Annotated in this window: 12 protein-coding genes; 9 read left to right on the top strand and 3 right to left on the bottom strand. The window is 58.0% G+C overall.

All coding sequences use genetic code 11. The features are described 5' to 3' along the window. Positions 1-8: 8 nt before the first annotated feature. Positions 9-1,205 carry a chromate efflux transporter gene (gene chrA / locus PMYSY11_RS01075; protein WP_150548079.1) on the bottom strand — a complete coding sequence of 399 codons (1,197 nt, stop codon included), beginning with the start codon at positions 1,203-1,205 and terminating at the stop codon, positions 9-11. Between the two features lie 361 nt (positions 1,206-1,566). Here chrA and PMYSY11_RS01070 point away from each other — a divergent pair, with 361 nt between their 5' ends. The 9 genes from PMYSY11_RS01070 (at position 1,567) to PMYSY11_RS01030 (ending at position 9,825) form a co-directional block, all read left to right on the top strand. Further along, positions 1,567-2,199 (top strand): class I SAM-dependent methyltransferase, encoded by a 633-nt coding sequence (locus PMYSY11_RS01070; RefSeq protein ID WP_150548078.1) that lies wholly within the window; start codon positions 1,567-1,569, stop codon positions 2,197-2,199. Positions 2,200-2,342: 143 nt separating this feature from the next. Beyond that, the gene (gene modA / locus PMYSY11_RS01065; RefSeq protein WP_150548077.1) at positions 2,343-3,086 is read left to right on the top strand and encodes a molybdate ABC transporter substrate-binding protein; all 744 of its coding nucleotides are present in this window, start codon (positions 2,343-2,345) and stop codon (positions 3,084-3,086) included. 17 nt (positions 3,087-3,103) lie between these two features. Continuing rightward, entirely contained in the window at positions 3,104-3,784 is a 681-nt protein-coding gene (modB, locus tag PMYSY11_RS01060) for a molybdate ABC transporter permease subunit (RefSeq protein WP_069902252.1), read from the top strand. Continuing rightward, on the top strand, positions 3,781-4,884 hold the full coding sequence (modC, locus tag PMYSY11_RS01055; protein WP_150548076.1) for a molybdenum ABC transporter ATP-binding protein: 1,104 nt from the start codon (positions 3,781-3,783) through the stop codon (positions 4,882-4,884). The genes modB and modC overlap by 4 nt, the downstream gene beginning before the upstream one ends. Positions 4,885-5,046: 162 nt before the next feature. Beyond that, positions 5,047-7,017 (top strand): biofilm regulation protein phosphatase SiaA, encoded by a 1,971-nt coding sequence (siaA, locus tag PMYSY11_RS01050; protein ID WP_150548075.1) that lies wholly within the window; start codon positions 5,047-5,049, stop codon positions 7,015-7,017. A 48-nt stretch (positions 7,018-7,065) separates the two neighbouring features. Beyond that, positions 7,066-7,608, top strand: a complete 543-nt coding sequence (siaB, locus tag PMYSY11_RS01045; protein ID WP_069902250.1) for a biofilm regulation protein kinase SiaB — start codon at positions 7,066-7,068, stop codon at positions 7,606-7,608. A 16-nt stretch (positions 7,609-7,624) separates the two neighbouring features. After that, positions 7,625-8,011, top strand: a complete 387-nt coding sequence (gene siaC / locus PMYSY11_RS01040; RefSeq protein ID WP_069902249.1) for a biofilm regulation phosphoprotein SiaC — start codon at positions 7,625-7,627, stop codon at positions 8,009-8,011. Between the two features lie 4 nt (positions 8,012-8,015). Beyond that, the gene (gene siaD / locus PMYSY11_RS01035) at positions 8,016-8,843 is read left to right on the top strand and encodes a biofilm regulation diguanylate cyclase SiaD (protein WP_204881719.1); all 828 of its coding nucleotides are present in this window, start codon (positions 8,016-8,018) and stop codon (positions 8,841-8,843) included. Positions 8,844-9,081: 238 nt separating this feature from the next. Continuing rightward, on the top strand, positions 9,082-9,825 hold the full coding sequence (locus PMYSY11_RS01030; RefSeq protein WP_150548074.1) for a hypothetical protein: 744 nt from the start codon (positions 9,082-9,084) through the stop codon (positions 9,823-9,825). A gap of 37 nt (positions 9,826-9,862) precedes the next feature. Here PMYSY11_RS01030 and PMYSY11_RS01025 read toward each other — a convergent pair whose 3' ends face one another. Next, the gene (locus PMYSY11_RS01025; RefSeq protein ID WP_150548073.1) at positions 9,863-10,375 is read right to left on the bottom strand and encodes an Mpo1 family 2-hydroxy fatty acid dioxygenase; all 513 of its coding nucleotides are present in this window, start codon (positions 10,373-10,375) and stop codon (positions 9,863-9,865) included. A 91-nt stretch (positions 10,376-10,466) separates the two neighbouring features. Continuing rightward, a complete protein-coding gene (locus tag PMYSY11_RS01020) occupies positions 10,467-11,780 on the bottom strand; it encodes an NAD(P)/FAD-dependent oxidoreductase (RefSeq protein ID WP_150548072.1) in 1,314 nt (437 codons plus the stop codon). Positions 11,781-11,893: the final 113 nt, after the last annotated feature.

Raw genomic sequence — 11,893 nt, 5'->3', positions numbered from 1 at the left:
CCAGCCGGTCAGGCCAGCACGCCGGCGATTAACGCGCTGCCAATGACCACCAACCACGCTGGCAGCTTGAAGTACATCAAGGCCAGCAGCGCAGCAGCCGCCAGCAGAATATCGGCCGGCTGCTCGATTGCGCTGGTCCAGACCGGCTGATACAGCGCTGCCAGCAACAGGCCGACCACTGCCGCATTCACGCCGGCAAGCGCGGCCTGTGCGCGCACGTTGCTGCGCACCTGTTGCCAGAACGGCAACGCCGCTGCCACCAGCAAGAATGACGGAAGAAAAATCGCCAGCAACGCAATAAGCCCGCCAAGCCAACCGGTCGGCGAACTGTTCATGGATGCGCCGAGAAATGCACTGAAGGTAAACAACGGACCAGGCACGGCCTGCGCTGCACCGTAGCCCGCGACAAATACATCATTGGAGACCCAGCCGGGGCCGACGACTTCGGCCTGCAACAGCGGCAACACCACGTGGCCACCGCCGAACACCAGCGCGCCTGCGCGATAGAAACTGTCAATCATTGCCAGCGCCTGCCCGCTCACGCTGTAAGCAAGCACAGGTAAACCCAGCAACAAGACCAGAAAAAGCGCAAAACACAGCACGCCCACACGCGGGCTGACGCTCACTGATAACTCATCGCTACTGTCTTTTGCCGTCGGATGCAGCCATAACAGCCCGGCCACAGCGCCCAGCAAAATAACGGCGAGCGGGCTCCACGCAGAGGGCACCAGCAACACCCAAGCAGCCGCCAGCACAGCCAACAACTTACGCGGCCAATCCGGACACAGGCTCTTACCCATCCCCCAAACGGCTTGCGCCACAACCGCCACGGCAACAACTTTGAGGCCATGCAACACACCGCCTGAAACCAGCTCGCCGTATTCGCTGATACCCAGCGCAAACAGAATCAGCACGATGGCCGATGGCAGCGTGAAGCCTGCCCAGGCCGACAGCGCCCCGGCATAACCTGCACGCGACAAACCCAGCGCCATCCCGACCTGACTGCTGGCCGGCCCCGGCAAGAACTGACACAAGGCAACAAGGTCGGCGTAACTGTGTTCGCTGAGCCAACGCCGGCGGCTGACGAACTCCTCGCGAAAGTAGCCGAGGTGCGCCACCGGCCCGCCGAATGAGGTGAGTCCCAGCTTGAGAAATATCAGGAAAACCGACCAGCAACCCCGGTCGTGATTAATACTGTCGCGCATGCCCTGCCCTGTTAAAGCCCGCTACCGATTCCGCCAACATAGCGGAGTCGGTAACAGCGGTATATCGTTCGATGACGTTGCGTGCAGCTTAAAAGAACCTGCAACAACGCAACCTAACCTACGCCGTTGGCGTTAACAGATGATGAATGCAATTCAGTCAGGTGAGTTTCTGGGCATCCGCCACTGACCTTGACCAACGCCAACTGAACAATACTGCCGCCCCTTTGGCGCCTTGGTACGCGTTGAGAGTTAGCGCGGTTGAATCCCGAGAGTCTACAAGTCTTAACCCGCCGCACATTACCTGCCGCACCAGCACTGAGTTACGATAATCAGACATCCACGCCCGTCAGGCTTATTTCGCATGCCGCTCACCCCGCAACAACTGGCCCTCATCAGCGCCTCGACCATCGGCCATTACGAAAGCCGCGCCGAAGCGTTTCGCGATGGCACACGTGACCATGACGTGAGCCAGAATATTGCGGCCCTGCTGCGCCACATCGACGCGCCAGCGCCGCTGCAAATTCTCGATTTAGGCTGCGGACCGGGCCGTGACCTGCGTACATTTCGCGCACTCGGTCATCACCCGGTTGGCCTGGATGGCTCGGCAAGCTTTGTTGAAATGGCGCGCACCGAGAGCCAATGCGAAGCCTGGCAGCAAGATTTTCTCGCGTTGCAACTTCCCGCCGAGCGCTTTGACGGCGTGTTTGCCAATGCAGTGTTGTTCCACATTCCCAGCGAAGCCCTGCCGCGTGTTTTGAGCCAACTGCATGCCACGCTGAAACCCGGTGGCGTGCTATTCAGCTCCAACCCACGCGGTGACAATCAGGAAGGATGGAACGCTGAGCGCTACGGCGCGTATTACGACCTGACGCACTGGCGTGAGCTGATGCAGGCGGCGCACTTCAGTGAGCTTGAGCATTACTATCGCCCTGCCGGGTTACCCCGCGAGCAACAACCCTGGCTCGCAAGCGTGTGGCGCAAAGCCAACGCCTGAGCCCAGGCAAAACGTCCACAGCCTACCCGTGTCGATGCGTAAGTAATAAATCAACAAATCGCTATATACAAAAGTAGATAGCGCTACTTAGAATCCAGTCCTACTCTCTGTCGCAGCAACAGACTCGGAACAAGGACCCGGCAATGCAAAAAACTCTACTCAGCGTTATCGGCTTGCTGCTCTCCGGCACGGCGTTGGCCGACCAGGTTCAGGTTGCAGTCGCAGCCAACTTCACCGCGCCGATGCAAGCCATTGCCGAGCAATTCAGCCACGACACCGGCCATCAGGTGGTTGCTGCTTACGGCGCTACCGGCCAGTTGTATGCGCAAATCAACAACGGCGCGCCGTTCGAAGTGTTCCTCTCGGCAGATGACAGCACCCCGAAAAAACTTGAAGACGCAGGGGCCACGGTTGCCGGCTCGCGCTTCACTTACGCCACCGGTACGTTGGTGTTGTGGTCGGCCAAAGCCGATCAGATAGACGCTGCAGGTGATGTACTCACACGTGGCCAGTTCGATCATCTGGCCATCGCCAACCCGCAAACGGCCCCTTACGGCCTTGCTGCAACACAGACCCTGGCCAAACTTGGCTTGAGCGAACAGCTGGCAAACAAACTGGTGGTCGGCCAGAGCATCAGCCAAACCCTGCAATTCGTCTCGACCGGCAATGCCGAACTGGGCTTTGTCGCGTTGTCGCAGGTTTCCAAAGACGGCAAGCTGACGCAAGGTTCGGCCTGGACAGTACCTGAGTCTTATTACCAGCCCATCAAGCAAGACGCCGTGCTGCTCAACAAAGGCGCTGCCAACCCGGCCGCCAAGGCCTTGCTCGAATACCTCAAAGGCCCGCAAGCCGCCAAGGTGATCAAGGCTTACGGTTATAAAATATGAGCATGAGACGCTAACCCATGCCCCTCGGCAAAGATGACCTCAGCGCGATTCTCCTGACGCTGGAGCTGGCCTCGCTGACCACCGTGCTGCTGCTGTTACTGGGCACGCCAATCGCCTGGTGGTTAGCGCGCACCCGCTCGTGGCTGAAAAAACCAATCGGCGCCATCGTCGCCCTGCCCTTGGTATTGCCACCGACGGTAATCGGTTTTTATCTGCTGATCAGCATGGGCCCGAACGGTTTTTTCGGGCAGCTCACCGAGAGCCTTGGCCTTGGAATATTGACCTTCACGTTTAGCGGACTGGTGATTGGCTCGGTGTTTTATTCATTACCCTTTGTCGTGCAACCGCTGCAGAACGCCTTCGAGGCTATCGGCAATGCTCCGCTTGAGGCGGCGGCTACTTTACGTGCCAGCCCGCGCGACTGTTTTTTCAGCGTGGTCGTACCGCTCGCCCGCCCCGGCTTTATCACCGCAGCGATTCTTGGCTTTGCCCATACCGTTGGCGAGTTTGGTGTGGTGTTGATGATTGGCGGCAATATTCCGGGCAAAACCCAGGTGGTTTCGGTGCAGATCTACAACCACGTCGAGTCGCTGCAATACGCGCAAGCACATTGGCTGGCAGGCGGCATGCTGCTGTTCTCGTTTGTGATATTGCTGGCGCTTTACTCCAGCCGCCGCACACAGCAGGGCTGGCAATGAGTGCGGCGAACGGACAAATAAAGGCGCGCTTCAAGCTGGGTTACAGCGCTTTCAGCCTTGATGTAGACCTTGATCTACCCGGTCAGGGAATTACTGGCCTGTTCGGAGATTCGGGCTCGGGAAAAACCAGCTGCCTGCGCTGTGTTGCCGGGCTTGAACAAGCCGATGCAGGCTTGCTGGTAGTCAACGGAGAATGCTGGCAGGACAGCAGCCGGGGAATATTTCTGCCCACGCACAAACGCCCAATTGGCTATGTCTTTCAGGATGCCAATCTGTTTGCCCACCTGTCTGTCGAGGCCAATCTGCAATACGGGCTCAAGCGCATAGCCAAAGCACAGCGCGAAGTGCCGCTGGCGCAAGCCGTCGAGTTGCTGGGTATCGGCCATCTGCTCTCGCGTATGCCGGCCAAGCTTTCCGGTGGTGAGCGCCAGCGCGTGGCAATCGCCCGCGCCCTGCTGACCAGCCCCAAATTATTGCTGATGGATGAACCGCTGGCGGCGCTCGACTTGAAGCGCAAAGCCGAGGTGCTGCCTTATCTTGAACGCTTGCACCTGGAGCTGCGCATCCCCATTTTGTATGTCAGCCACGCACCCGATGAGGTCGCCCGGCTGGCTGACCATTTGGTGGTGTTGCAAGACGGGCGCGTTGCAAGCAGCGGGCCGCTCAAGGAGAGCCTGCTCAACGCCAACTTGCCCTTTATGCATGACGACGATGCACAGTCGGTTGTCGATGGCGTGGTAAAGCATTACGACAGCGAATACCAGTTGCTGCATATCCAACTGGAAAATAGCCCGGTCATGCTGCAAATAACTCACGCCCCACTGGCCTCCGCAAGCGCGGTGAGGGTTAAGCTTAAAGCCCGCGACATCAGCCTCAGCCTGAGCCGTGCCGAGGACAGCAGCGTGCTCAACCTGTTGCCTGCAACGGTTGCAGGCTGGGTAATGCTTGAGGATCAGGCGCAGGTTCTGGTCACTTTGACCGTCGGCAGTCAGCAAATTCTTGCGCGTATCACCCGCTACTCGTTCAACCTGCTGGGCATTCAGTTACACCAGCAGGTGTGGGCACAAATCAAGTCGGTTTCACTGCTCGCCAATCAATAGCGCCTGCCTTCGAATGATGCAGTTTGTGACGTGGCTCTCGCTGTGCCGACAATTGGCGGCCCTTAGCCACTGCATAAGTTTGCCTGTATTCCCAAGCAGCGGCACAATGCGGGTCACAGATCCGGCCCGCAGAAGTCGGTTATGAAACAAGGGATGTTGTGCATGGGCGCTCGTTGGGGGTTGCGCAGCAAGTCGGCGGTTGCACTGCTGTTGGCTTGCGTAGTGGCATTGATACCGGCATTACTGTTCGGCTGGGGGGCGATGAAAGATATCCGCGATCATTCTGCGGAAGCCTACGCACGCAATCTGACCCAGCTCAACCGCCAACATATTGCTGCGCCAATCAGCCGCGAATTGGCGCTGTCACAGCGTCTTGCCCATTCGCTGGGCACCCGCCAATGGCTGCAAGATGAAAGCAGCTCACTTAAACGCACGCGTTTTTTTGATGAAGCCGAAGGCTTTCGCAGCGAATTTCTCGACAAGAGTTACTTCGTTGTAGTCGACGCGACGCGCAATTATTACTCGAACACCCCCGACAGCCCGGTCAGCCAAATCCGCCGCTACAAGCTGGGGCCGGAAAGTGCCGCCGACGCCTGGTACTTCAAGGCCCGCAACATTTCCGACGATTATCAGTTGCTGGTCTCGCAGAACGAGCGCGATCAAACCCTGCAAGTGCGCTTCAACGTGCTGGTACGTGACGCGCAGAACAATTTACTGGGCATGACCGGTAGCGATCTCAACCTGCAACCGTTCATCAAGGCCATTCTCAGCGATCTGGAGCCGGGCGTGGAGCCGATGCTGATCAACAGCAACGGCATTATCCAGGTCAGCAGCGATGCACACCCGGCTTACACGCAGCTGTACGACCTGCTAACCGACGAAACCGACCGCCCGGCACTGCGTAAAGCCATGGCCGAGGCCCAGCGCGAGCCAACGCGAGTGCAAACCCTGCACGCCGAGATTCAGGGCCAGCCGCGCTTGTTGGCGCTCAGCTATATCGAACCACTGCAGTGGTATGTTCTGACATCAGTCAACCTTAACGCCGCCCACCTCATCGACCAACGCTGGTTGTGGTTGCTGATAATCAGCTTGGCCGCGTTGATGTGTGTGCTGCTGCTGGGCTTTGGCTATGCGGTAGAAGGCCTGGTAATTCGCCCGCTGAAAGACCTCCAGCAAAGCGCCAAAGCGATAGCGGGCGGTAATTACGACGCACCGATTACGTCTCAGCGCGAAGATGAAATCGGTGAGCTGTCGAAAGCCTTTGCGAGCATGAGTGATCAGGTGCGTCGCCACACCGGCGAGCTGGAAGGCAAGGTGCTGGAGCGCACTCAGGAACTCGAAAAAGCCAACCGCGAAATGATCGCGGCGCACAAGAAGATCGATGACTCGATCGATTACGCCAGCCTGATACAGCGCGCCATTCTGCCGGACCGCCAACTCGGCGCTTCACTGGGCGATGAGCACTTTGTGCTGTGGAAGCCGCGCGACATTGTCGGCGGCGACTTCTATGTGTACCGGCAGAATCAGGATGGCTATTTGCTGGGCATTTTCGACTGCGCAGGCCACGGCGTGCCCGGCGCGTTGATGACCATGCTTGCACGCGCCGCAATCGACCACGCAATTGATGTGGCGGGCGAACAGGACCCGGCGGCGATCTTGCGTGAAACTGACCTCGCGCTGCGCGGCATGCTCGGGGATGCCGTGCTGTCACGGGCGCTGGCGACCAATACCGACGCAGGGTTGGTGTGGCTTGACCGTTCGCGCAGCCGATTGCTGTTTAGTGGCGCAAAGATTGCTTTATATGCGAGCGACGGCGAAACCGTCGAAGAGCTGCATGGCGGTCGTCGGGCGCTTGGCGACAAACGTCAGGGCGAGTATCAGAATCACCAACTGACATTGCATCCGGGCTGGACGTACTACATGTGCACCGATGGCTTTCTCGATCAGGCAGGCGGCGAACAGGGCTTTGGCTTTGGCAACCGGCGCTTTACCGAGATGCTGCGCGAACATGCTCGGCTGCCGTTAAAAGAACAATATGCAGTATTCGCCAGCCGGCTGGCTGAGTATCAGGGCGAGCTGCCACAACGCGACGATATTACCGTGCTGTCTTTTCGCTTTGATCCAGAGCAGTGATCGGGTGAGAGGCTTTGAGCCGAATGGCTCACCAACCAAGGGGCTCCTATGGAATCGTTAGACCTGTTAGCAATGCGCGAAGCCTACAACCGGCAGCGCGTCATGCTCTGCTTCAACGGTCCGATCTCGCGCAGCTTGATCGAGGAAATCGGCACTGCATTGCGTAACTATCTGCAAGCCGACCAGGCCAAGCCATCAGCGGCCATGGATGTGTTTGGGGTCTACATCGAAATGACTCAAAACATCAGGCACTATGCCACCCAGCAAGGCTTTAACGAACAGGACGCCTCGGCAACCGTGGCCATCGCCCGTGACGAAGACAACCATTACGTTGTCTCATCCGGCAATCTGGTCATGCTGGAGGATGGGCGCAAGTTGGTCGCGTTCGTCGAAACCCTGGCCAGCATGGACAAAGCCCAACTCAAGGCGGCCTACAAAGAACAACTGCGCAAGCCGCGCACTGAAGGTGCCGCCAGTGGCGCCGGCCTCGGCTTGCTGGACATAGCGCGTAAATCTAGTGCCTGCTTGCGGGCCAGCCTGCACGAGCAAACGGATGGCAAAGCCTTCTTTAGCCTCAGTGCAGTGATCTGACAGGGAGTTGAAGGACATGAACACCAGTGAATTGAACATTCCCAGTACCCAGTCGACCCCTGCGATTCAGGGCGATTGGCAAACTGGCATCTTGGCGATGCAGGGTGATTCCTACCCTGAAAACTCGTTCGAGTTGTTTGATCAGGTCATCCAGTGGGTTGAACGCTATCTCAATGACGAAGCGCGCCCGCTCAAGCTTGAACTGACCTTGCTGTATCTCAACACCAGCTCGATCAAAGCCATGATGGACATTTTCGACCTGCTCGAAGATGCCCACCAGCAAGGCCGCAGTGTCAGCGTCAACTGGCACTACGACAACCGCAACGAGCGCGTGGCGGAACTGGCTGAAGAATTCCGCGAAGACTGCACCTTCGACTTCTCCATTCTGGCATTCGAAGAGTAAACCCATGAGCCGCGAACGCGAACTGGACCAAATGATCGAAAAACTGCTGGCTGAACCTGAGTATCAGGGTCATCCGCTGCACGCCGCACTTGAGCGCCTGCACCAGCAGAATATAGAACGCCTCGATCGTCTGGAACGCATCGCGCGAATCTCGGATGGTTACCAGTCGCTGGCACGCGAGCAAAACCTGTCGCTGTCGGAACGTTACCAAAAGCAACTGCGTAAGCTGGAGAAGGTAGCACGCATATCTGACCGCTATCAGCAGATGATGCGCGATCTCAATTTGGCGCTGCAGGAAGCCTCCAACCGTGACCCGCTGACCTCGCTGGCCAACCGGCGCATGCTGATTGAGCGACTCAAGGAAGAAGTGGGCCGTGCGGTACGGCTCAAGCAGCCGTTTGTTCTGGCGATGGTTGATGTTGACCACTTCAAACAGGTTAACGACACCTGGGGCCATGATATCGGCGACCGCATGCTCGAAGAAATCGCCCGGGTTTTACAGGCCGAGATCCGCGCCTATGACCTGTGCGGACGCTGGGGCGGCGAAGAGTTTCTGATTTTGCTGCCAGACACACACTTGTCAGATGTCGCACCCGTTATCGAGCGTGTGCGCTGCGGCCTGGAATCCCTCTCCGTGCGCGTCAGCACTGAAACCCTGAGCGTCTCGGCAAGCTTTGGAGTTGCCGAACACCGCCCGGGAGAAAGCTACTCGCAAACCCTCAACCGCGCCGATGCCGCCCTGCTGGACGCCAAGCGTGCAGGCCGCAACCGCTGTGTATTCGCCAGCGAACCGGCCGAGCCCGAGCTCAGCCCAATCCGCGCCGCGGACTGAGCAATCCCGCGCCAATCGTGGCCGCCAGGCACAACCGGTAACACAGTAAAACCGCCCACTTTGCACAACAGCTGCGATGAGGTTGGCGTTTTTCGCCGTGCCGATTGCAATAAACTGCCTAAAATCACTCTTTGGAGTAATTCTACCCGCGCGGCCACAAGGTACCCTTGAGGCTGGGTAACGTGTTACACCCGATACATCCGCAATGCTCACAAAAATAATAAGGAGCACCCCCGGAATGCGCTTAACCTCGTTTTACCGAAAGCTATTGATAGCAATTGTCGGCTTCATCGCCTGGCTGCCCCCGCAAACATTTGCCGCTGAGATCATTCCCCAGGAGCAAATTCAGATCTATGCCTCTCGGGCCACCAGCAGCTTGCTTCTGCTGCGTGGAGAAGGCTTTCAAGAAGTACACAAACAACGCCTTGATAGCGACCTCGCCGCGCTGGCAGCAGCCATGAATCAGGTCGAGCAGCCCAGTGCTGAACTCACAGCCAGCCATGCAGCGCTGGTGACGCAGCTGCAAAATGGCGTGAGCTACGGGCCGGGCGACGAAAACGTTCCGTGGCGCTACCCGGAAGACCTGAGCAAATCGCTGCGCGAGTTTCTGCACGCCGCGCGCCAGCAACCAAGCGAGGCGCACAGCGAACTCCCCGCAAAGATCGAATACCTCAGCGTGCAGTACCTGAGCCGCTCATACATGGGGACTTTCGAGATCGCGCGCGAGCAACCGGACACCTACCTCGGTCAGGATGAACGCCAACTGGTGCCGGATATCGACCAGGAATTGGCCAAACTGGCCAAGACCGACACCCCTGCTGCGCTGAAACTGCACGCGCGCTGGGAGTATTTGAAAGCGGCGTTGACTGATATGAACAGCAAGAGCAACACCTTGCAAAGCGTCTCAGGCCGACCTTTCGCGCCGATCACCGTAGATCGTCACAGCCGTGTTCTCACGCAAAACTGGATGGCCATGCAGTAAAACTGTGCGGGCCGGTTGGCGCCGGCCCGCGGCTTGATCAGGCTTTACGAATGCAGGTCGGCCCGGCGCTGGCAACCACCGAGCGCTCAAGATCCTTGCACAGCCCCAGCAGAAACGCGGCCTCGGCCACGACAAACAGCGGGCCAACTGCCAAACCCATGATGTCGTCGACAAAGGCCGGTTTACGCCCCTCAAAGTAATGCCCGACAAATTGAATCACCCAGCCGACCACGAACAAACCCAGCCCCCAACCCAACCACTGCGCAGTGGATTGTTGCGCCAGTGCCGCGCCCGTATACACGCAAAGGCCGAGCAGCAAGGTCATTAAAACACCCAGCGCAATATCCAGCCGCAAGTAGAACAGGCTTGCCGCACAGGCGACGACCAGCGCAGGCGAATACCACAATCCCGCCCACTCAAAGCCGGGGCGCGAAAGCACAATAGCCACGGCCAGAACGATCAGTGGAATACCAATAAAGTGGCTGATGATGTTACGACGATCACGGTGATAAGCCGCGTATTGGGCGAGGTGTTGTTCGAGCGTTTTCATGGCAAAAAACCTGCTGCATTATTAGAGGTGCACGATCGCACACCTCCAAATAAACCACCTACGCGGATGGATTGCAGCAGATTTCGCAGTTTTAGCGCAGTTTTTCCAGCATTTGGTAGTACCACATGCCGACCGCGAGCATTGGGTTGCCGAACACATCGCCCATTGGCACTTTGATGTGCGAGCAACCGGCGAAGGTATCGAACTTCTCCAGCGTGCCAGTCAGGGCGTTAGCCATGATTTCACCCATGATATGGGTGGTCGCAATACCGTGGCCCGAGTAACCCTGACAGAACCAGACGTTATCCGAGAGCTTGCCCAATTGCGGGATACGGTTGATCACGATGCCCATCGCGCAACTCCACTGGAAGTCGATGGCAACCCCCTTGAGCTGTGGAAAAGTGGCCTCAATGCCGGGGCGCAGCTCGGCGGCGATATCGCGAGAATCACGCCCCGAATAGTTGGCGCCACCGCCGAACAGCAAGCGCTTGTCGGCCGTTAGCCGGTAGTAGTCGAGGACGAAGCGGCAATCGTAAACCGCCAGATCATGCGGATTGATCTGATCAGCCAACTCGCCCAGTGGCGCGGTGGTAACAATGCCGCCCATGGCCGGGAAAATCATGCCCTTGAGCTTCTTCTTTTCCAGCTTGTGGTACACATCGCCCGCTAACAGCACCTGCTTGGCATCAATCCGGCCCTGCGCCGTGATCACCGCAGGGTTAGCGCCATGAACAATTTCCAGCACCTCGGAGTGCTCGAAAATCAACGCACCCAGGCTCTCTGCCGCCTTGGCTTCACCAATGCACAGATTAAGCGGGTGCAGGTGCATGTTGCGGGTGTTCTTGATCGCGCCCTGATACAGGTCGGTTTGCAGCTGGCCGCGGACACCTTCGCGGTCAAGCAGGGTCACATCGGCGCCCATACCGCGACGCACTGCTTCTTCGTAATCGGCCTGCAGAACCGTCATATGGCTCGGCTTGAAAGCAGCATGCAGGTGGCCATGCTTGAGATCGCAATTAATCGAATACTTCTCGACCCGCTGCTTGATGATCTCATGGCCGCGCCAGCGCAGATTCCAGACAAAATCATCAACCTCATCGCCCAGCTTCTTGCGCATCTGCTTACGCATTGCACCGTCACCTGAAAGGCTGCCCGTCACCTGCCCGCCATTACGCCCGGTCGCGCCCCAGCCAATTTTATTGGCCTCGACAATCGCCACCTTGAGCCCGCGCTCAGCCAACTCGACAGCACTGGCAACACCGGTAAAGCCACCGCCAATAATCACCACATCAACACTGACCTGACCCTGCAGCGTCGGATAATCAGTCTCCTGATTAAGCGTCGCGGTGTAATACGACTTACAGCGCTCCGCCGCCGGAATCACGCCATTAACTTGAGCATTCATAAAAACCCCTCACAAAAAATTCAGCCAGCCCTCAGGCCCAGCCTCAAAACTCTCAAAAAAATCCCGCCGAAGCCCAAAAGCCACCCAAACGCCCTCGCTCTTACCCTTGCTCC

This window comes from Pseudomonas marincola (assembly GCF_900682675.2).
Lineage (GTDB): Bacteria > Pseudomonadota > Gammaproteobacteria > Pseudomonadales > Pseudomonadaceae > Aquipseudomonas > Aquipseudomonas marincola.
The sequence above is the reverse complement of the archived record's forward strand: the minus strand, read 5'-3'. Positions and strand labels throughout refer to the sequence as shown.